Here is a 20667-nt window from a genome sequence, read left to right on the forward strand (position 1 = left end):
TGCGTTGAGCGAGCAGCAGCTGCTGGCCCAGCAGCGCCGTGGCTATCGTTCGCTGTGCTTCGTCGCACCGCTGGAGGCGGGCTTCGCCGAACACCGGGTGCAGCGCATTCGCCGGCGCCTGCCGCTGATCGCCGCCACTGCCGCGCTGTTCCAGGTGATCTACGCGCTGCTGGACTTCCTGCTCATGCCGCTGTCGGTCAGCCTGTCGGTCCTGCCGTTGCGGGTGCTGGCGCTGACGGCGGTCCTGCTGTCGTTTCTCTACTGCCGCCGTGCCGCTGCGCCACTCGCCCGGGTGCCGCCGGTCTATGCGGCGGCTTACTGGGTCAATGGCGTCAGCGTCGCGCTGATCGTGCACCTGTGCTGGCTGCAGGGCGTGGCGATGCCCTATGACGGCCTGTTTCTCATCCTGCTGTTCGGCTATGCGCTGCTGGGGCTGTCGTTTCGCGCGATCAGCCTGTGCAGCTGGAGCTTCTGTCTGCTGTTCGCCGGCCTTGGCGCGGTGTTCGGCGAAAGCGGTGGCGCACTGGCCTATCAGGGGCTGTTCCTGTTCTGCGCCAACCTGATCGGTACGGTCGGCGCCTACATGCAGGAACATGGCCAGCGCGGCGCCTGGCTCAACCTGCGTCTGCTGGATCTGGCGCGCCAGCGGGCAGAGGACGATGACGCACGCAAGCTGCGGCTGCTGGCGGCGGCCAGTCACGATCTGCGCCAGCCACTCAATGCCATGGGCCTGTATGCCGAACACCTGGTGGAGCAGGGCGGTGACCAGCAGACCCGGCGCATCAGTGCGCGCCTGGCCGCATCGGTGGAGCAGCTCGGGCGCCTGCTGCAGTCGTTGCTCGACTACACCCGGCTGACCTTGCCGGGTGGTGTGCAGGCGCGGCCACATGCCTTCGCGCTGCGCCCGCTGCTCGAACGTCTGCTTGCCGAGGTGGCCCCGGAGGCACGCCAGCAGGGGCTGCAACTCGATCTGCAGTGCGCTGAGCTGGGGGTGTGCAGTGACCCTCTGCTGCTGGAACGCCTGCTGCGCAACCTGCTCAACAACGCACTGCTGCACGCGCAGGCCCGGCACCTGCAGGTGACCGCACGGGCTGACGGCGATGCCGTGGCGCTGCAGATAGCGGACGATGGTCGGGGCCTGAGCGAGGCCGAGCAGGCGCTGGTGTTCGAAGAGTTTCGTCAGCTGGACAACCCCGGGCGCAACGCCGAGCGCGGGCTGGGGCTTGGCCTGGCGATCGTCAGGCAGCTGGCGCAGGTACTGGATCACCCGCTGCGCCTGGATTCACGGCCTGGCGCTGGGGCGCGCTTCGTTCTGCGTCTGCCGCTTGCCGGGATCCCGCTGCCGGTTGCGCGCGGTGAGGGGACGACGGCGTTGCGCGGGCGAGTACTGTTGCTCGAAGACGACGCCACCGGGCGCGAGGCGCTGGCCGGCCTGCTGCGCCGCTGGGGCTGCGAGGTACAGGCCTGTGCCGACCTGGCGACGGCGTTGCAGGCGGCAAGCCGGGAAGCGCCGCAGCTGGTGATCAGCGACTACCGCCTTGGCGGGCGGGAGGATGGCCTGCAGGCCATCGAGCGCTTGCGCGAGGCGGCCGGGCAGATGCTGCCGGCCTTGCTGATCAGCGCCGACCTGAGCCCCGAGCTGCATGAGCGCTGCCTGCCGGCGCATGTCATGCCCCTGGCCAAGCCGCTGCTGCCGGCTCGTCTGCGTCAGGTGCTGGCGACCCAGTTGCAGGTGCGCCAGGCCGTCAGCTGATCACAGCCAGCCGCGCTGCCGGGCGGCGCTGACGCAGGCGGTACGGGTGTGCACGGCGAAGGTTTCGAACAGCGTCTTGAGGTGGGTCTTCACCGTGTCTTCGGCCAGCCCCAGCTGGCGGCTGATGGCTTTGTTCGGCAGGCCTTCGGCCAGCAGCTGGAGGATTTCCAGCTGGCGCGGGGTGAGCGGAGAGGCATTGCTCGGCGCCGGCAGCGTTTCACCGAGCAGAACACGCGTCACCGCCTGGCGCAGGGCGTTGCCGTCGGCACTCTTGGGAATGAAACCGAGGGCGCCGGCGGCCAGGGCGGCCTGGGCATCCAGCGACGAGTCGCTGGCACTGAGGATGGCCACCGGTGTGCTTTCGCCTCGAGAAAGCCAGCGCTGCAACAGCTCCAGGCCCGGTTCGTCAGGCAGGCGCAGGTCGAGCAGGATCAGGTCGTATGCATGCTGGCGCAGGCACTGTTCCGCCTCCGCGGCGCTGTGCGCGGTGTGGATCAGCAGGTTCTGGCTGAGGGGCGACAGGGCCAGGGACAGGCCGTCGAGGAAGATGCGGTGGTCGTCGACCAGCAACAGGCGGAGGTGTTCGGGCAGGGTGGTGCAGAGGGCAGTCATGATGTACTCACGCGGCTTTTCTTGTTGTTCTGCCGCGTGAGTGTAGCCAATGCCGGGCGTCGATTAGAAGCGGTAGCTGAGCGATGCCCCCAGGCCGTGAGCGCTGTTCTTGTAGCGCGCGCTGTAGCTGCCGCGGGTCGAGCTCTGGTGGTTCACGTCCACCGTCTCTTCCTGCAGGTAGGAATAGGCCACGTCGATGGTCATGTCCTGGGTCGGGCTCCAGCCGGCGCCAAGGCTGAAGATGGTGCGGTCGCCGGACGGCACGCGCGGCGAGCGGTCGGTGTTGTTGATCGGCGACTGGTCGACGGCGATACCGGTGCGCAGCGTCCATTGCGGGCTGACCCGGTACGACAGGCCGATCGCGTGGGCCCAGGTGTCGTGCCAGTTCTGCTCCTCGACGATGGTGGAGAGGTTCGCCGGCAGCGTGGCGGCATCGTTCTCCACACGGATTTCCTTGAAGCGGCTCCAGCGCGTCCAGGTACTGCCCAGGTGCAGCGTCAGGGCGTCGGTGAGGTCATGGGTGATCGACAGGTCCACCGACTCGGGCGTGGTCAGGTCGAGGCTGGCGTCGTACTTGCCGGACAGGCCGGCCAGCGCGCCGCTGGCGGAGACCCGGGTGTCGCCTTCCAGCTCGTACTTCACGCGCGAGTGATAGGTCAGGCCGGCGCGGGTGCGGGGGCTGAACTCGTAGAGCACGCCGGCATTGAAGCCGACGGCGGTATCGTCGCCCTTGACCCTCACCTCGCCATCGTTGCGGCCGGGGCTCAGCGGGTTGAGCAGGGAAGAGCTGAGTTCGCCTTCGATATGGTTGAAGGTCGGGCCGAAACCTACCGACAGCTGGTCGTTGAAGCGATAGCTCAGCGTCGGCTGGATGGTGATCACGCGCACGTAGCTCTTGTTGGCGTAGTAGCGCCCCTGGAAGCCGTTCTCGTAGTCGGTCATCAGGCCGAAGGGTGCATAGATGCCGAGGCCGAATGCGACCTTGTCATCCAGTGGCTTGACGAAGTAACCCATGGGCACGCCGGTGGTCGGCACCATGTCGCCGTCGTTGCTGCCCGACAGGGAGAGCGGGCCGGCGCTGGCGCTGGCATGGCTGATATCGGTCTTGGCATGAATGGCTGCGGCGCCGAAGTACACCTCGCTGCGCTTCAGGCGCGACATGCCGGCCGGGTTGCCGAATACGGTGCTGGCGTCATCGGCGGACGACGAGCGCCCTGCGAACGAGGTGCCCATACCGGAAATGCTTTGCTCGTTGAGGGTGAAGCCACTGGCGAAGCCATGGCTCGACGTGGCGGTGATGGCGACGGCCAGGCCTGTCTTGAGAAGGCGTTTGCTCACGGGGGGAAGCTCCTGTGGTGGGGCGAGGGGGCGCACGCTACAGTTTTTCCTGACCTGTGCCAAGGCGCTTAAGTTCCCGAAATAGAGCGTATTGTCGGACAATTGTCTGAATTTTGCGCAGATATGGGCGCAATGCTTTCATGTCCGATCGGTCAGGCTACCTGGCTGACCTGGTCGATGTGCCGGTGCCAGGCATCGAGAAAGTCGGTCTGGCGCCCGCAGGGCTGGAACACCTTGCACCAGATCCGCCCCAGGGCGGGGACGTCGTCGGCCGCCGGCAGCTCCAGTTGCTCGGCTTCCACCAGCAGCCAGGCGATGGCCGTGGCGTAGCGCAGGTTGACCGTCAGCTCCAGGTGCGGGGCCTCGAGGAAGGCGTGCTGGCTGGCCAGGCCGCGTACCCGGCTGGCCAGCTCCGGGTCACGGGCCAGGTGCTGGTCCCAGAGCGCCAGGTGGCGTTGCTCGCTGATGCGATAGAGACCATGGCCGTGTGGGGTGTCGAGTGCGCTGCCGAGGTCCGACTGACAGGCCGCGGCACCCAGCAGCAGGGCTTCGGCCGTTGCGCTGTGACGTTGCAGGTAGAGCAGGGTAGGGCGGATCACATGCTGGCTGAGGTCGCAGGCGGCTATTCCCATGGCATCCTCGCTAAAGGTGCCGGTGGGGCCGGGCGCGTGGCAGCTGTTCTAGTGGCTCTTCGATAAAGGCCCCACCGGGAGCGGGGTTAGCCGCTCATTTTCAAGTCTAGTGCGATATTTCAGCCGTAAAGGGCTGTTTTTAAATTGATTCCGGATTTCAGTTATTGGGCATATTTCCTTTGGTGCTTAGCGCCAGGGCCCAGTCGCCGGTGGCGATCGGATGCGCCGGATTGGTGATCCACTCGCTCCAGGAGCCGGCGTACAGCGCGGCCAGCGGGTAGCCGGCGAGGCTCATGGCGAACAGGTTGTGGCAGGCGGTGACGCCGGAACCGCAGTAGGCCACCAGGTCGTCCAGCGGGCGCTCGCCGCGCAGCGCGTCGAAGCGTTCGCGCAGCGCCGCGGCGGGCAGGAAGCGGCCATCGGCCCCGAGGTTGTCGGTGAAGGCCGCGCACTGGGCCCGTGGAATGTGCCCGGCAACCGGGTCGAGCGGCTCGACTTCACCGCGAAAGCGCGGCAGCGCGCGGGCATCGAGCAGGGTCAGGTCGGGACTGTCCAGGCGTGCCGCCAGTTGCTCGGCGCTCAGCAGCAGGCTGCTGTCGGGTTGCGCGGGGAAATCGCCGGGGGTGCTGTCCGGCTGCGCCGTGGTCAGCTCGAAGCCGGCCTCGCGCCAGGCCTTGAGACCGCCATCGAGCAGGTACAGGTGATCGCGCTTGCCGAGCCAGAGCAGCAGCCACCAGGCGCGTGCGGCGTAGGCACCGGGGCCATCGTCATACAGCACCACCTGGCTGTCGCTGCGCAGGCCGCAGGCGCGCAGGCGTTCGACCAGGGTGCTGGGGTCCGGCAGCGGATGGCGACCGGTGACGCCCTTGACCACCGGTGCGGACAGGTCCTGCTCCAGGTCGACGAAATGCGCCTCGGGCAGATGCCCGTCGAGGTAGCTGCGGCGCCCGTAGCTCGGGTCTTCGAGGGCGAAGCGGCAGTCCAGGAGCAGCAGGTTCTCCTGGCCCAGACGTTGGCGAAGCTGTTGCGCGCTGATCAGTTGAGCGAGTGGCATGGAGCCTCCGGTGTCGTGTACGCGTTTGCCGGCATCATACCGCCTGGCCAATCCGGCGCACGCAGTTCGATGCCCCGCCAGGAAGGAGCCATTTCATGCCGGGCCTGCAACCCATCGCGCAAGGCGCGAACCTGCTCCGTCACGCCGCCTCGTGAGTCTTCGGGCAAAAATAGTGCAACCTGATGTGTATTTTTGGTGCGTATCAGGGCGCTTCAGGCCTCTGTAAACCAGTGATTCATTGCTGTTTCATGTCGCCGTGCACCTGAAAGTTTCATCAAGGCGACATTTTGATCTGTTTTGGTGCCTTTTCGCCTGATAGAGTGCCGGCCACTTTGTCTGCGTGGCGTCGAGGTGCCGCATGTCGTTGTCCGTCGATTCTTTCCTGGCGCGCCTGAAGCAGCGCGATCCTGATCAGCCAGAATTCCATCAGGCGGTGGAGGAGGTGGTGCGCAGCCTGTGGCCCTTCCTCGAAGCCAACCCGCGTTATCGCGATGCCGGTATTCTCGAGCGCATGGTCGAGCCGGAGCGGGCCATCCTGTTCCGCGTGCCCTGGGTGGATGATCGCGGCCAGGTGCAGGTCAATCGCGGCTTCCGCATCCAGATGAGCAGCGCCATCGGGCCCTACAAGGGTGGCCTGCGCTTTCACCCTTCGGTGAACCTCGGCGTGCTCAAGTTCCTCGCGTTCGAGCAGGTGTTCAAGAACTCCCTGACCTCGCTGCCCATGGGCGGCGGCAAGGGCGGTGCGGACTTCGACCCCAAGGGCCGCAGCGAAGGCGAGGTGATGCGCTTCTGCCAGTCGTTCATGAGCGAGCTGTACCGCCACATCGGCGCCGACCTGGATGTGCCGGCCGGTGACATCGGTGTCGGCGCTCGTGAGATCGGCTATCTGTTCGGCCAGTACAAGCGTCTCTCCAACCAGTTCAGCTCGGTGCTGACGGGCAAGGGCCTGAGCTACGGCGGCAGCCTGATCCGCCCGGAGGCCACGGGCTACGGCTGCGTGTACTTCGCCCAGGAGATGCTCAAGCGCATCGGGCAGGGTTTCGCCGACAAGCGGGTGGCCATCTCCGGCTCCGGCAACGTCGCCCAGTACGCGGCGCAGAAGGTCATGGACCTGGGCGGTCGGGTCATTTCGCTGTCCGACTCCGAGGGCACGCTGTATGCCGAGGCCGGCCTGAGCGCCGAGCAGTGGCACTACCTGATGGAGCTGAAGAACGTGCGTCGCGGTCGGCTGCGCGAGATGGCCGAGCACTATGGCCTGCAGTTCCTCGCGGGGCAGCGCCCATGGAACCTGGCGTGCGACATCGCGCTGCCCTGCGCGACGCAGAACGAGCTGAACGGCACGGATGCCCGTGCCTTGCTGGGCAACGGCTGCATCTGCGTGGCCGAAGGCGCCAACATGCCCTCGACCCTGGAGGCCGTGGACCTGTTCGTCGAGGCCGGCATCTGCTACGCGCCGGGCAAGGCCTCCAACGCCGGCGGCGTGGCCACCAGCGGCCTGGAAATGAGCCAGAACGCCATGCGCCTGCACTGGAGTGCCGGCGAGGTGGACGAACGCCTGCACGGCATCATGCAGAACATCCACCACGCCTGCGTGCACCACGGCGAGGAGAATGGCCGGATCAACTACGTCAAGGGCGCCAATGTCGCCGGCTTCGTCAAGGTCGCCGATGCCATGCTGGCGCAGGGTGTGGTCTGAGCGACCCTCGCTGCAGATGACGTTGCTGTGTCGGGCGGGCGATTCAGGCATGCTGCCTGCCTTATCGCTCGTCACGCAGGTTTGCGCTCCGCATGAAACGCTTCGTTTTGCTCGACACCGCTCCGATCCCGGGTACGGACGGTGCATTGAACCTGTTCGAATACGGGGACGATTTCGTCATCAAGATTGCCGGCGGTGATGGCGGGCAACTGATGAATACACGCATGCACGGCTCGGAAGATGCCCTGGCCGCGATTCCCTGCAAGCAGATTGCCGGGCGCCCGCAGGCGCGGGTGCTGATTGGCGGCCTGGGCATGGGGTTTACCCTGGCCTCGGCTCTGCAGCACCTGGGGGCTGACGCCGAGGTCGAGGTCGCCGAGCTGGTGCCGGGAGTGGTCGAGTGGAACCGTGGCGCGCTGGGCGCGAAAGCCGGTCATCCGCTGTGCGACCCGCGTGCGCTGATCATTCAGGAGGACGTCGCCAAGGTGCTGCAGGCTGCCGAGCAACGCTACGACGCGATCATGCTGGATGTCGACAATGGCCCGGAAGGGCTGACCCAGAAGGGCAATGACTGGCTGTACAGCATGCCCGGACTGTATCAGTGCGCCAGGGCGCTGCGCCCCGGGGGCATGCTGGCGGTGTGGTCGTCCAGCGCTGACCGGGCCTTCTCGGAGAAAGTGCGCAAGGCGGGCTTCAAGGGTGAGGCGGTGCAGGTCTATGCCCACGGCAATCGCGGCACGCGGCACACCATCTGGATCGCCCGGAAGGTCTGAACAAGCGGCCCGTGCCTGCAACGGGCAGGGCCGCTGCGTCGCTCAGTGAAGCGGCAGCTTGCCGATGCGGTCGTTGTCCAGGCTGCCGAAGTACAGGTAGTCACCCACCGGTTTCACCGACGTGACCATGCGCAGGTGCGTGCCGCTGGTGTCATGCAGGCTGCGGACGATCTTGCCGTTCTCGTCGAGTGCGATGGCGAAGCCATAGGGAATCGCCTTCGGCCACAGTGCGCGTGGCAGCTTGGCCAGTTGCGCCTTGAGCCAGGGGTGGCGATGGAGGAAGTCGGCGTCCGCCTTGCGCGGCGTCGGCAGGGCCACCCAGAAGGTGCCCTTGCGGTCGCCTTGCAGGTTGTCCGGCAGGCCCGGCAGGTTGTCGATGAACACCTCATGCTGACCGGCCCGCTCGCCCTTGAGCCAGTAACGGGTGATGCGATAGCGATAGGTTTCGTTGACCAGCACGAAGTCCTCGTTGGCCGACAGCGCCACGCCGTTGGCGAAGTACAGGCCATCGAGCAGCACGCGGGTCTCGCCGGTGCTCGGGTCATAGCTGAGCAGGCGTCCATGCGGGCGTGCTTCGAGCAGGTCGAGCAGGTAGTCCGGTTGCTGGAAGCGCGATGAGGCGTCGCTGAAGTAGATGATGCCGTCGCTGGCGATGTCCAGGTCGTCGGTGAAGGCAAAGGGCAGGCCGTCGGCCTCTGTGCTCAGCACCTCGATGCGGCCCTGCGGATCGATGCGCAGCAGGCCCTTGTAGGCATCCGCGAGGATCAGGTTGCCGGCGGCATCGAAGTCCATGCCCAGCGGGCGGCCTCCGGTATCGGCGAAGGTTTCCACGCTGTCGTCGGCCAGCACGCGGACGACGCGGCCATCATGCAGGCCTGCGTACACCCGGCCCTGGGCATCGACCGCGGTGTCCTCCGGGCCGTGGATCTGACCGCGCGCCAGCAGCTCGGCTTTCATCAGGGTGTCGTTGGGCTCCAGTACAGCGGTCATCGGTGGTGCCTCGGGCGCTTCCCAGGGCAGGGGGGCGATGGGGCTGGGCGTGAGCGCCAGGTAGAGCGCTGCCGCGAGCAACAGCAGGACGGGCAGGGCGAGCAGTTTCTTCAGCATTGTTGTTCTTCCGTGTCGGAGGGCGATGCGCGGCACAGGTTACACAGATCGAGCCTCCGGCGGCAGCTCGCTGCCCGTCGAGTGGCCAGGCCATATATACTGCGCGCCATTGTTCATGGGAGAGCCGCGTGGCTAACGACATACACTGGATTCTCGACGACGCCAGCCTGGCCGAGCACTGCGCCGTCTGGCAGACGCTGCCCTTCGTTGCGCTGGACACCGAGTTCATGCGCGTCGACACCTTCTATCCCATCGCCGGGCTGCTGCAGGTCAGCGGCGGCGACGGCGCCTACCTGATCGACCCGCTGCGCATCAGCGACTGGGCGCCATTCGCCGCGCTGCTCGAAGCGCCCAGCGTGGTCAAGGTGCTGCATTCGTGCAGCGAGGACCTGGAGGTGTTCCTGCGCCTGACCGGCAGCCTGCCGGCGCCGCTGTTCGACACGCAACTGGCGGCCGGTTACCTCAACCTCGGTTTCTCCATGGGCTATTCGCGCCTGGTCCTGGCCTTGCTCGACATCGAGCTGCCCAAGGGCGAGACCCGTTCCGACTGGTTGCAGCGGCCGCTGTCGGCGTTGCAGGTGCGCTATGCCGCCGAGGATGTGCTGCATCTGGTGGAGGTGTACCGCGCCCTGTCCGCCCGCCTGGCGCCGCAGAAGGTCGAGTGGGTGCTGGAGGACGGTGCCGAACTGGTGGGCAACCTGCACCGCGAAGTCGATCCGGAAGACGCCTGGCGCGATGCCAAGCTGGCCTGGAAGCTTTCCCGTCAGCAGCAGGCGGTGCTGCGCGCCCTGTGTGCCTGGCGCGAGCGACAGGCGCGTGCGCGCAACCAGCCGCGCAACCGGGTGCTGCGTGAGCATTCGCTGTGGCCGCTGGCGCGTACGCAGCCCGACAACCTGGTCGCCCTGGCGCGCATCGAGGACATGCACCCGAAGACCGTGCGTCAGGATGGTGAAACCCTGCTGCAGCTGATTCGCGATGCGGCGGCATTGCCGCCCGAGCAATGGCCCGAGGCGTTGCCCGAGCCGCTGCCGATCGAGGCCTCGGCACTGCTGAAGAAACTGCGTGCCGTCGGCCAGCGCGAGGGCGAGCGCCTGGATATCGTGCCGGAGCTGATGCTGCGCAAGAAAACCCTGGAAGCCCTGCTGAAAACGGGTTTCCCCAACGGTCCGTACCAACTGCCCGATTCCCTGCGCGGCTGGCGCCGGGAGTTGATGGGCCAGGCGCTGCTCGACTGCCTGGCCAGCGAAGGAGAATCCGCGTGAAACGCATCTGCTCGATCTACAAAAGCCCGCGCAAGAACGAGATGTACCTCTACGTGCTCAAGGCCGATGCCCTGACCCGCGTGCCCGAAGGCCTGCTCGCCGTGTTCGGCCCGCCCGCGCATGCCTTCGACCTGGTGCTCAGCCCCGAGCGTCAGCTGGCGCGCGAGGACATCGCCCAGGTGCTGGAGAACCTCGAGAAGCAGGGCTATCACCTGCAGATGCCGCCGCCCGAAGAGGATTACATCCAGCACCTGCCCGATGAGCTGCTGTGCCGTAACGATCCGGTCTGAGTCATGCGCCTGCTGATCGCCGAAGACAAGCACGCGCTGTATGCCGAGCAGGTCCGCAGTGCGTACCCCGATCTGCAGCTGGTGGCGAGCGCCGAGCCGGCGCGTTTGCGCGAGGCCGCCGGGCAGTGCGAAGTCTGGCTGGGCCAGCCGGACCTGCTCACGCCGCTGCTGCGCGAGGGTTTGCGCCCGCACTGGTTGCAGTCGACCTGGGCTGGCATCACGCCGCTGCTGGCGACCGACCTGCCTCGTGATTACCGCCTGACCCGCGCCGTCGGCATCTTCGGCCAGGTCATGGCCGAGTATGTCCTCGGGCACATGCTGGCGCATGAGCGCCGCTTGTTCGCCCGGCTGGCGGCGCAGGTCGCGCAGCAGTGGGACAACGGCCAGCCACGCAGCCTGCGCGGGCGCCGGGTGCTGGTGGTCGGCTGCGGTGACATCGGCCAGGCCGTGGCCGAGTTTCTCGCGCCGTTCGGCGTGGAACTGCGTGGCCTGGCCAGTCAGGCGCGCGAGCAGGCACCCTTCCTCGAGGTGGCGGCGCTGGACGAGCTGCCCCGCTTGAGCGCCTGGGCCGACTACGTGGTCAATCTGCTGCCGGACACGCCCGCGACCCGTGACCTCTACGACGCGTCGCTGTTCGCCCGTTTCCGCCCGCAGGCGCTGCTGATCAACGCCGGACGCGGCACGGCGGTGGTCGATGCCGATCTGGTGGCCGCGCTGGAACGGCAGCAACTGGCGGGGGCGGTGATCGACGTATGCCGCGAGGAGCCCTTGCCGGCCGGGCATCCGTTCTGGGCGGCACCGCGCCTGTTGCTGACCGGGCACAGTTCGGCACCGACCGACCCGTTGCTGATGAGCGCGCTGTTCCTCGACAACCTGTCGCGCTGGCAGGCCGCCGCGCCCCTGCGCGGTGAGGTGGACTTCAGTCGCGGCTATTGATCTGCCGTTCGCCCCGCGCGGCTTGGCCCGGACGGGCGCACGAGCTAGACTGCCGCGCTTTTCTCCGCCGAGTCCATACTGCCGTCATGGCCGCCAAAGTCGAACCCTTCTGGAAACGCAAGACCCTCGCCCAACTCGACCAGAACGAGTGGGAATCGCTGTGCGACGGTTGCGGCCTGTGCTGCCTGCAGAAACTCGAGGATGAAGACGACGGCGCCGTCTACTACACGCGCATCGCCTGCAAGTTGCTGGACCTGCAGACCTGCCGCTGCAGCGACTACGCCAATCGGGTCAAACACGTGCCCGATTGCATCCAGCTCACGCCGGCGCAGGCCGACCAGTTCCAGTGGCTGCCACCGACCTGCGCCTATCGCCTGGTCAGCGAGGGCAAGGACCTGCCCCTGTGGCATCACCTGGTATGCGGTGACCCGGAGGCGGTGCATATCGAGCGCATCTCCCAGGCTGGACGCATGCTCAGCGAGAACAGCGTCGCCGAGGACGACTGGGAAGAGCACCTGATCTTCCGCGCGGGTTGATTGCCTCGCCACTTCGTGGCAAATCTGTCGGGCGCCCATGGAATTGCCCTGGGGCGTCGCGGTCATATGCCGCCAGTTCCCGCACCAGGAGTGTTGCTCGATGTCCCTTCGCTTGCCGTTGTTATCGTCTCTGCTGCTTCTGAGCCTGCCGGCCTTCGCCGCGACCCAGAAGGTCGATCTGGATTATCGCGTGCGCTTCCTGCCGGACAGCGATCAGGCCGAGGTCAGCATCACCCTGGAGAAGGGGGAGCGCGTCCGCAGCCTGGATTTCAACCTGGGTGACGATGGGCGCTACAGCGACTTCGAGACCGACGGCCAGTGGTCACAGGAGGTCGCCGGGCGCGGCAAGTGGCAGCCGGGCAAGGGCAAGAGCGTGCTCAGCTACCGGGTGCAGATCGACCATGAGCGCAAGTCGGGGCGCTATGACGCGCGGATGACCAAGGACTGGGTGCTGCTGCGTGGCGACGACCTGGTGCCGGCGGCCAAGCTCGATCAGCAGGACAAGACCGAACTGGTGTCGCGCCTGCAGTTCGACCTGCCCAAGGGCTGGAAGAGCGTGGAAACCGGCTGGCCACGCATCGGCAAGAACCGCTTTCGCGTCGACAATGCGCAGCGCAAGTTCGACCGCCCGACCGGCTGGATGCTCGCCGGCAAGCTCGGCACCCGGCGCACGCGCCTGGGCGATACCGAAGTCGCCATCTCCGCGCCGGTGGGCGAGGGCATGCGGCGCATGGATATCATGACCTTCCTCACCTTCGTCTGGCCGCAGTTGCAGCAGGTATTCCCGCGTGATCCGAGCAAGCTGCTGATCGTCGGTGCCGGCGATCCGATGTGGCGTGGCGGCCTGTCGGCGGCCAATTCCTACTACATGCACGCCGATCGCCCGCTGGTCAGCGAGAATGGCACCAGCTCCCTGGTGCACGAGCTGGTGCATGTCTTCGGGCGCATCTACGGGCGCGAGCGCAGCGACTGGATCGCCGAGGGCCTGGCCGAGTACTACGCCATCGAACTGGTGCGCCGCGCGGGCGGCATCAGCGAGGAGCGTTACCAGAAGATCCGCGAGCAGCTGATCGACTGGAGCAAGCCGGTCAACAGCCTGCGCACCGATCACGCCACCGGGCCGGTGACGGCGCGTGCGGTGCTGCTGCTGCAGGAACTGGATCGCGAGATTCGGCAGAAGACCAAGGACAAGGGCAACCTGTCACTGGACGACGTGACCCGCGGGCTCATGCGCCTGGACCGGGTCAGTACCCAGGATTTCATCGACATCACCGAGAATGTCATCGGTGGTCCGTCGAAGACGCTGGATACGCGCCTGCTGCGTTGAGTTGACCTGCATACGATAACTGCTATTAAATGATAGTTATTATCATTAATTGGCGCCTTCGGGCGCCTCATGCAGTTAGGGGGCCTCGTGCAGGCAGTCTGTTGCACCGCGCCCGCTGGTGCCGTCCGTGGATGAGCAGTTTCGCGGCACCTTCTCGTCGGTCTACCGCAGCGTCCACACGGAACTGACGCGCTTCTTCCGCAAACGCCTGGAAAGCCAGGCCGATGCCGCCGATCTGGCTCAGGACGCATTCGCCCAGTGGCTGGGCTGGCGGGATCGCGCTGGCGTCGAGCAGCCGCGCGCCTTTCTCTTTCACATCGCGCGCAACCTGCTGCGTGACCACTGGCGTCGCCAGCAGCGCCAGGGCCAGCGCGAGCCGCTGGAAGCGATCGCGGATACCGCCGCCACGCAAGCGAGTCCACTGGAACGCCTCGACCAGCAGCAGCGCCTGCGTCAGCTGGCCCGTGCCCTGGAGGGCCTGCCACCGCGACGGCGCGAGGCGCTGATCCTGCACCGCTTCGAGGGCCTGTCGCAGAGCCAGGTGGCTGAGCGCATGGGCATCTCGCTGAGCATGGTGGAAAAACACATCGCCGCCGCCCTGCTGCATTGCCGGCAGCAACTGACGCCTGACTCAGGGAAGGATGAGCAATGAGCGAACTTCGAGTCGACCCGGCGTCGCCTGACGAGCAGGCCGCCCTCTGGTTCGCCCGGCGCCATGGCGATGCCTTCGGCGCCCGCGACGAAGCCGACCTGCAGGCCTGGCTGGCGGCCGACCCCGCCCATGCCGAGGCGTTCGCCGACCTGCAGCTGCTCTGGCAGGACATGGCCCAGCTGCCCAGGCCGCCGATTCCGGCTGAACGCCCGGCGCCCCGGCGGCGCTGGCGTTCGCTGGCGGCAGCCGCCTGCCTGGTGCTGCTGGCGCTGCTGCCGGCCTGGCTGGATGTCTCGCCGGATGGGGCACTTACCCTGGTCAGCGGGCCGCAGACGCCCCGTGAGGTGACCCTGGAGGATGGCAGCCGTATCCATCTCAATCGCAACACGCGCCTGGAGGTGCGCCTGCTGGCGGAGCGGCGCGAGGTCGAACTGGTGCAGGGGCAGGCGTTCTTCGAGGTGGCCAGGGATGTGCAACGGCCGTTCCGGGTGCAGGCCGGGGAGGGGAGCGTGCAGGTGCTCGGTACGCGCTTCGACGTGCGCCGTGGCCGCGAGCTGCTGACCGTGAGTGTGGAGAGCGGGCGGGTCGCCCTGCAGCCACGCGCGGATGCCCCGCTGGTCGAGCTGCTGGCAGGGGATCGCGCGGTCTACGACGGCAACCGGGGCACCTTGCTGCGCTCGCGGGTCGCCGACGGTGAAGTGGCCAGCTGGCGCTCCGGGCGGCTGGTCTTCCAGCAATGGCCACTGGCACAGCTGCTCGATGAGCTGTCGCAGTACGGCGCGACGCCGGTGTCGTTCGGCGATGCCGCGCTGGCCGCCAGGCAGGTGTCCGGCAGCGTCGATCTGGCGCGGCCCGACGACTTCCTCAGCGCCTTGCCGGTGCTCCTGCCGGTGAAGGTCGAGCCGCTGGACGATGGCAGCGTTCGGCTCATCAGTGTACCTGAGTAAAAATATTTTCATTCTCATATGCGGATATTTTTCATTTAAGCGTCTTCCATGCCAACCACCTCATGCCGTGGTGGTGTTGCAAGCAGTGGAGACCCGCATGAAAACCCGCATTTCGCCCAGTGCCTGGTGGCGTTCCCGCACCGGTGCCGCCCTGATGATCGGTTGCCTGATGGGGGCAACCGCCCAGGCGCAGCCACGTGATTTCGATCTGGCCGCGCAGCCCCTGGGCAGCGCGCTGACGGCCCTGGCCCGGCAAGGGCAGCTGCAGATCTTCTTCGAGAGCGATCAGGTCCAGGGGCTGCAGGGGCCCGCACTGCGCGGGCGCTACGAACCCGTCGAGGCGCTGCGGCAGTTGCTGCGCGGCAGCGGCCTGGAGCTGGTGGAGGCCGCGGGGAGCTTCGTGGTGCGCCGCATGCCGGTCTCGACGAACGAGGCCAACGCCATCGAACTGGGCTCCGTCAGCATCGTGGGCGACGGTCGCCAGGTCGACTCGGCCAGCGTCGGGCGCTCGACGCTGACGCGCAAGGAGATCGAGCGTCAGCAGGCGGAGAACATTCCCAGCCTGCTGCAGACGCTGCCGGGCGTGAGCATGGGTGGGTCGTCCAAGCAGGGCGGGCAGACGGTCAACATCTGGGGGCTGGGTGATGCCGAGGACGTCCCGTTCAGCCTCGACGGCGCGTCCAAGAGCGGCTTCGAGCGCTACCAGCAGGGCACGGTGTTCATCGAACCCGAGCTGATCAAGCGCATCGAGGTCGAGAAGGGGCCCTATTCGGTGTTCACCGGCAACGGCGGCTTCGGCGGTACCGTGCACATGGAGACCAAGGACGCCCCGGACCTGCTCGAGGAGGGACGTGACCTGGGCGCCATGCTCAAGTACGGCTATCACAGCAACGACCAGCAGAAGCTCTACAGCGGCGCGGTCTACGGCCGCAGCGAGGATGCCCGCTTCGACGGCCTGGCCTACCTGACCACACGCGATGGCCGCGACATGAAGCTGGCCGGGAACATCCAGCTCGAACCCGAGTACGAGTACCCGCAGCGCTATCCGTTCACCGACAAGAAACTCGATGGCGCCTTGCTCAAGGGCAACTTCCGGCCGAACGACGAGCACAGCTTCGGCCTGACGTTCATGCGTTCGCGCAGTGACGAGTTCGTCCCCTTCAGCGCGGCCAGCTTCCTGCTGCCGAGCAAGTACAGTATCGACCGCTACGGCAGCCTGGAGGCGGCCATGCGCCGGCTGATGGCCGATCGCGAGGTGACCGACACCACCTGGGCCGGCCGCTATCGCTACCAGCCACTGGACAACCCCTGGATCGACCTCGAACTCAAGGCTTCGTGGTCCGAAACCGAGCAGATCGACGAGCGCGGCGAGGATGCCAGCTACTCGCTGGCCACCGGTGGCAAGTGGATGCGCACGGACTATCAGGACCGGGTCGTCGAGCTGCGCAACACCAGCCGCTTCGACACCGGCGCACTCGGCCACGAGCTGACCGCAGGGGTGGCCTGGCACGGCCACAAGCGGGACGTGCTGATGTACCTGCCGGGGTCCACCTACAATCGTCCGCAGTACAACTATGGCTGGTTCCAGCCTTACTTCATGCCGCGCGGCTCGCAGACTTCGCGCAGCGCCTACCTGCAGGACGCGATCACCCTGGGCGACCTCACCATCACTCCGTCATTGCGCTTCGACACGGTGCGCAACCAGGGCAAGGAAAACCTGGCGTCGAACTACAACAACCCCGAGCGCGGGCATGACTATCGGGCGCAGACCTACACGGGCTGGTCGCCGCGTCTGTCGCTGTTCTGGCGGGTCACCGACGAGTTCGCCCTGTTCGCCGACTACGCCCGGACCTGGCGCGCGCCGGTGATCGACGAGCAGTACGAGCTGCAGAACAGCACGACCATCGGCGGAACCAGTCGCGGCCTGGACGCCGAGCGTATCCGCGCCTTGCGTGCAGGCAGCGTGGTCAGCCTCGGCAACCTGCTGCGCGAGGGCGACAGCCTGCAGGTCCGCACGACGGTGTTCCACCACCGGATCGAGGACGAGATCTTCAAGCTGCGCAGCATCGCCTGCGAGCGCCAGGCTGCGGAGGGGGGCTCCATTTCCGCGAAGTGCGGCGAATACCTGCCGTTGTCCAACTACCGCAACCTGCCAGGCGTGACGCTCAAGGGGTTCGAGGTGGAGACCTACTACGACAGCGACCGCCTGTTCGGCAGCCTCACCTATGCCTGGGTCAGCGGCAAGCACGACGGTGCCTACAGCAATCCCTGGGGGCCGGACGTCTGGGCCCGTGATGTGCCGCCGGCGAAGTGGGTCGCGACGCTGGGCCTGAAGGTGCCCGAGGCGGACCTGCTGATGGGCTGGCAGGGCGAGTTCGTGCGCAAGACCGACCGCTTGCCCAGCGACTTCTACGATGTCTCCGGCGAGAGCGTGTGGGATCAGCACGACAACGACAGCTACGACACCCACCGGCTGTTCGCGGAGTGGGCGCCGACGATGAAGGGGCTCAAGGGCACGCGGGTCAACCTGACCGTGGACAACCTGTTCAACCGCTTCTATCGACCGGCGCTGAGCGGCGACGGTGCCTATAGCCAGGGGCGCAATGCCAAGATCAGCGTGACGCGCTTCTTCTGACGATCAGGACTTCTTCAGCAGATCCGCCAGTCCGGCCAGGCCCTTGTGCGTGACCTTGCTGCCAGAGCCGGCGCTGGCCGCTTCCTCTTTCTGGTAGTGCAGGTCGACCTGGCGCTGGTGCTCGTTGTCGTGGCAGTACAGGCACAGCAGCTCCCAGTTGGAGCCGTCTTCCGGGTTGTTGTCGTGATTGTGGTCGCGGTGGTGCACGGTCAGCTCGCTCAGGCGCTTGCCGCTGAACTCGCGACCGCAACGGCCGCAGAAGTGCGGGTACATGCGCAGCGCCTTTTCCCGGTAGCTGGTTTCGCGGCGCTGCTGGGCCTCGGCGAGAATCTTGTCGAGCTTGCTGGTGGTCATGAGTCGTTTCACTGGAACGTTCGTGGGTGGGTGTTGCCAGAATAGAACGAAAGCGCATCGCGCAGGAGGTCTTCGATGAAGCATGTCAGGCCCTGGCTGGCCACTCTGCTGTTGCTCGCGGGGCAGGCCCTGGCCGAGGGGCAATCCGCACCGCTGCTGCGCATGCCGGAAACGTCGACGCAGCCCACCACCAGCCAGCCTTATGCAAGGCCGGCACAGACGCCTGCCGGGCGCTCGGGGTTGGCGCCGCTGTTGCCGGCGCCGCGCTCCGCACCGGCGAAGGACCTGCCGCTGGAGTCGCTGCAGCAGCAGTTGCGGCGCAATCAGCAGGGTGGCAACGAGCGCCGCAGCCCAGGCGCGAGCGAGACGCGGAAGACCGACTAGGGCTGGTTGACCAGGCGCCCGTCGGCCATGCGCAGGCGCCTGGACATGCCGACGGCGATGGCGCGGATCACCTGGGCGGCCGTCCTCGGGCTTTCCTGCAGCATCTTGTCCAGCGCGTCCTTGCCCAGCGACAGCAGCACGCAGTCGCAGGTGGCCACGCAACTGGCCGAGCGGCGTTCACCGTCGAGCACGGCCATCTCGCCGAAGGCGCGGCCACGGCGCAGGCGGGTCACCTCGACCTCGTCGCCGCTGGCATTGCTCTTGCGGATCGAGACGCTGCCCTGGACCAGGATGCACATGAAGGTACCGGCGTCGCCTTCGCTGAAGATCGCCGTCCCCTCGTTGATGCGATTGAGGTTGAAGTAGCCGGCGGCGGTCTGCACGTCGCTGCGATCCAGGGTGTCGAACAGGCCGCAGTCGAGCAGCATGTCGCGGATCGCGTCGATCAGGTGGGAGGTATCGGACATTGGGACGTCACGCTGAAAGAACGAGCTGGCGACCTTAGCGTTTGCACTCGGCGTTGCCAATCCCGTCTTCCTGCCGATGTGACGGGCAGCAGGCAAACCCGGCAGGGCGGCGTCGCGTTCACCGGCGCCGCCCGCTGACACCCTAGAAACTGAAGCGGCGCATCACCCCCTGCAAGCGCTCGGACATGCCCTGCAAGGCACGAATGGCCTGGACGATGCCGCCTTGCGCGGCGGAGTTCTCCTCGACGATCTGCGCGACCTGTTCGACGTTCTGCGCCACCTGTTCGCTGGCGGCGCGTTGCTGCTGCAGGGCAGTGGCGATGAGCCCCACCGACTGCAGCGATTCGTCCAGCGCCACGCGGATCTCGCCCATGGTGGTGGCGCTGTTCTCCACCAGTTGCAGGCCGGTGTCCACCCGCGAGCAGGTCGCGGACATGCTGTCGCGGGCCTGGCACACGCCATTGTGGATGGCCTCGACCAGGGCGACGATCTCGGTGGTGGACTGTGCGGTGCGCGCGGCCAGGCTGCGCACCTCGTCGGCCACCACGGCGAAGCCACGGCCCTGTTCACCGGCGCGGGCGGCCTCGATGGCGGCGTTGAGGGCGAGCAGGTTGGTCTGTTCGGCGATGCCACGGATCACGTCGACGATGGCGCCGATGTTGCCGGACTGTGCGGCGAGTTGCTCGACGTCGCCGGAGCACTGCGTCACCAGCGAGGCGATGCGGCGGATTTCCTCGATGGCCTGGGTGGTCACCTGCAGGCCGCTGTCGGTCAGCTCGCCGGCCTGGCGGGCGCGGTCGTGGGTGTGCTGGGCGCTCTCCGCGATGTGGTTGATGCTCACCGCCAGTTGCTCGACCGTGGCGGCCATCGCCGCTGCGGTGTCGCTCTGGATATTGGCGCTGTTGAGCACCTGCTCGGAGGAGGCGGCCAGTTGCAGGGTGGCGCACTCGATTTCCTCGGAGGCTTCGCCGATGTTGCCGATCACGTCGTGCAGGCCGTGGCGCATCGCCTGCACCGACTTCATCACGCCGCTGCTGCCACCGACGTCCTGCTGCGCGCCGTCGAGGCGGCCGGAGGCGATGCGGGCGCTGATCGCCTCCAGCTCACCGGGTTCGGCACCCAGCTGGCGGCCGAGCAGGCGGCTGAAGTAGAGCACGTGCACGCTGCCCAGCAGCAGCGCGACCACCAGCAGCAACAGGCTCAGGCGCAGGCTCCTGGCGTAGGCCGCCTCACCCAGCAGGTACTGGCGCTTGGCCTCGCCGAGCTGGACTTCGATCAGCTCGGAAAACTTGGCCGACAGCGGGTCGATCAACGGGTACAGGTCGTTGCTGGCGAAGCGCTCGATTTCGCCCCGGTCACCCCGGATGAGCTGGCTCTGCAGCTGCTCAAGGGGCTGCTGTGCCTTGCTCATCAGGGGGGTGATCTCGTCGATCAGGCGCCGCTCGTCGGCGATCAGCTGGGTGGCCAGGTAGGCTTTCCAGATCTCGGCGATACGCTGCTGGGCCTGCTCGATCATCTGTTGCGCGGCGTTGCCGCTGAGGGTGCCGCTGCGCGCCTTCTGCGTGGCGTCGACGATGTTCACCGCGTAGAGGTCGGCAATCTGCTTGAGGTCGCGCAGCGGTACCACGCGGTCCAGGTAGACGGTCTGCAGGCCGCCGACGGTGGTCTTGAGGCCATGCAGGCCGAGCAGGCCGACGGCCAGCAGCGCGGTGAGCAGAACGCCGGCGAGCAGCAACAGGTGAGTGCGTATCTTCCAACTCTTCATGGCAGGGTCTTCCTTGGCAGCAGGAAAGGGTGGCTCATGGCCATCGCCAAGCGCCGTGCGTTCAGCCTAGATCAGATTTCGCCGCCAGCGCGGCGAGTTGGTCGAACGGTCAGGTTTGTTACCGTTCGTCGCTGAAAAGTGGCAGCA

General features: G+C 66.9%; 20 protein-coding genes. 12 read left to right on the forward strand and 8 right to left on the reverse strand.

The features are described 5' to 3' along the window. Nucleotides 1-4 precede the first annotated feature (4 nt). On the forward strand, nucleotides 5-1753 hold the full coding sequence (locus tag EPK82_RS21475) for a hybrid sensor histidine kinase/response regulator (RefSeq protein ID WP_134677960.1): 1749 nt from the start codon (nucleotides 5-7) through the stop codon (nucleotides 1751-1753). Here EPK82_RS21475 and EPK82_RS21480 read toward each other — a convergent pair whose 3' ends face one another. The 4 genes from EPK82_RS21480 to EPK82_RS21495 all read right to left on the reverse strand — a co-directional run bounded on the left by EPK82_RS21480 (nucleotide 1754) and on the right by EPK82_RS21495 (nucleotide 5389). Further along, the gene (locus tag EPK82_RS21480; RefSeq protein WP_037053534.1) at nucleotides 1754-2365 is read right to left on the reverse strand and encodes a response regulator transcription factor; all 612 of its coding nucleotides are present in this window, start codon (nucleotides 2363-2365) and stop codon (nucleotides 1754-1756) included. A 63-nt stretch (nucleotides 2366-2428) separates the two neighbouring features. Next, nucleotides 2429-3703, reverse strand: coding sequence for an OmpP1/FadL family transporter (locus tag EPK82_RS21485; RefSeq protein WP_037053532.1), 1275 nt, complete (start codon nucleotides 3701-3703; stop codon nucleotides 2429-2431). A 152-nt stretch (nucleotides 3704-3855) separates the two neighbouring features. After that, on the reverse strand, nucleotides 3856-4335 hold the full coding sequence (locus EPK82_RS21490) for a hypothetical protein (protein ID WP_037053528.1): 480 nt from the start codon (nucleotides 4333-4335) through the stop codon (nucleotides 3856-3858). A 157-nt stretch (nucleotides 4336-4492) separates the two neighbouring features. Further along, nucleotides 4493-5389, reverse strand: a complete 897-nt coding sequence (locus tag EPK82_RS21495; RefSeq protein ID WP_134677961.1) for a sulfurtransferase — start codon at nucleotides 5387-5389, stop codon at nucleotides 4493-4495. Nucleotides 5390-5747: 358 nt separating this feature from the next. Between EPK82_RS21495 and gdhA the strand changes: the two genes are divergently transcribed. Then, entirely contained in the window at nucleotides 5748-7085 is a 1338-nt protein-coding gene (gene gdhA, locus EPK82_RS21500; protein WP_134677962.1) for an NADP-specific glutamate dehydrogenase, read from the forward strand. A gap of 92 nt (nucleotides 7086-7177) precedes the next feature. Further along, the gene (locus tag EPK82_RS21505) at nucleotides 7178-7858 is read left to right on the forward strand and encodes a spermidine synthase (RefSeq protein WP_134677963.1); all 681 of its coding nucleotides are present in this window, start codon (nucleotides 7178-7180) and stop codon (nucleotides 7856-7858) included. Between the two features lie 42 nt (nucleotides 7859-7900). Here EPK82_RS21505 and EPK82_RS21510 read toward each other — a convergent pair whose 3' ends face one another. Continuing rightward, nucleotides 7901-8962 (reverse strand): SMP-30/gluconolactonase/LRE family protein, encoded by a 1062-nt coding sequence (locus EPK82_RS21510; protein ID WP_134677992.1) that lies wholly within the window; start codon nucleotides 8960-8962, stop codon nucleotides 7901-7903. 131 nt (nucleotides 8963-9093) lie between these two features. On the opposite strand from EPK82_RS21510, the gene rnd reads away from it, so the two are divergent. From rnd to EPK82_RS21550, 8 genes are all read left to right on the forward strand, one after another. Further along, complete coding sequence (gene rnd, locus EPK82_RS21515; protein ID WP_134677964.1) at nucleotides 9094-10227, forward strand: ribonuclease D; 1134 nt, start codon at nucleotides 9094-9096, stop codon at nucleotides 10225-10227. Further along, nucleotides 10224-10517, forward strand: a complete 294-nt coding sequence (locus EPK82_RS21520) for a YcgL domain-containing protein (protein WP_047589720.1) — start codon at nucleotides 10224-10226, stop codon at nucleotides 10515-10517. Before rnd ends, EPK82_RS21520 begins: the two co-directional genes overlap by 4 nt. A gap of 3 nt (nucleotides 10518-10520) precedes the next feature. Next, entirely contained in the window at nucleotides 10521-11453 is a 933-nt protein-coding gene (locus tag EPK82_RS21525; RefSeq protein ID WP_134677965.1) for a D-2-hydroxyacid dehydrogenase, read from the forward strand. 86 nt (nucleotides 11454-11539) lie between these two features. Then, on the forward strand, nucleotides 11540-11989 hold the full coding sequence (locus tag EPK82_RS21530; protein ID WP_134677966.1) for a YcgN family cysteine cluster protein: 450 nt from the start codon (nucleotides 11540-11542) through the stop codon (nucleotides 11987-11989). Between the two features lie 100 nt (nucleotides 11990-12089). Next, nucleotides 12090-13316, forward strand: a complete 1227-nt coding sequence (locus tag EPK82_RS21535; protein WP_134677967.1) for a hypothetical protein — start codon at nucleotides 12090-12092, stop codon at nucleotides 13314-13316. A gap of 127 nt (nucleotides 13317-13443) precedes the next feature. After that, nucleotides 13444-13968: an RNA polymerase sigma factor gene (locus EPK82_RS21540; RefSeq protein ID WP_134677968.1), complete on the forward strand. Its 525-nt coding sequence runs from the start codon at nucleotides 13444-13446 to the stop codon at nucleotides 13966-13968. Then, entirely contained in the window at nucleotides 13965-14915 is a 951-nt protein-coding gene (locus tag EPK82_RS21545; protein WP_134677969.1) for a FecR family protein, read from the forward strand. Before EPK82_RS21540 ends, EPK82_RS21545 begins: the two co-directional genes overlap by 4 nt. Before the next feature lie 97 nt (nucleotides 14916-15012). Next, a complete protein-coding gene (locus tag EPK82_RS21550; RefSeq protein WP_037053488.1) occupies nucleotides 15013-17550 on the forward strand; it encodes a TonB-dependent receptor in 2538 nt (845 codons plus the stop codon). 3 nt (nucleotides 17551-17553) lie between these two features. Here EPK82_RS21550 and EPK82_RS21555 read toward each other — a convergent pair whose 3' ends face one another. Beyond that, nucleotides 17554-17904, reverse strand: coding sequence for a YajD family HNH nuclease (locus EPK82_RS21555; protein ID WP_037053485.1), 351 nt, complete (start codon nucleotides 17902-17904; stop codon nucleotides 17554-17556). 75 nt (nucleotides 17905-17979) lie between these two features. On the opposite strand from EPK82_RS21555, the gene EPK82_RS21560 reads away from it, so the two are divergent. Further along, the gene (locus EPK82_RS21560) at nucleotides 17980-18288 is read left to right on the forward strand and encodes a hypothetical protein (protein ID WP_134677970.1); all 309 of its coding nucleotides are present in this window, start codon (nucleotides 17980-17982) and stop codon (nucleotides 18286-18288) included. Here EPK82_RS21560 and EPK82_RS21565 read toward each other — a convergent pair. Further along, nucleotides 18285-18755 (reverse strand): Crp/Fnr family transcriptional regulator, encoded by a 471-nt coding sequence (locus tag EPK82_RS21565; RefSeq protein ID WP_037053474.1) that lies wholly within the window; start codon nucleotides 18753-18755, stop codon nucleotides 18285-18287. The two genes, EPK82_RS21560 and EPK82_RS21565, sit on opposite strands and share 4 nt — an antisense overlap. A 142-nt stretch (nucleotides 18756-18897) precedes the next feature. Continuing rightward, nucleotides 18898-20520, reverse strand: coding sequence for a methyl-accepting chemotaxis protein (locus EPK82_RS21570; protein ID WP_134677971.1), 1623 nt, complete (start codon nucleotides 20518-20520; stop codon nucleotides 18898-18900). Between the last annotated feature and the right edge of the window lie 147 nt (nucleotides 20521-20667).

Source organism: Ectopseudomonas khazarica (genome assembly GCF_004521985.1).
GTDB lineage: Bacteria > Pseudomonadota > Gammaproteobacteria > Pseudomonadales > Pseudomonadaceae > Aquipseudomonas > Aquipseudomonas khazarica.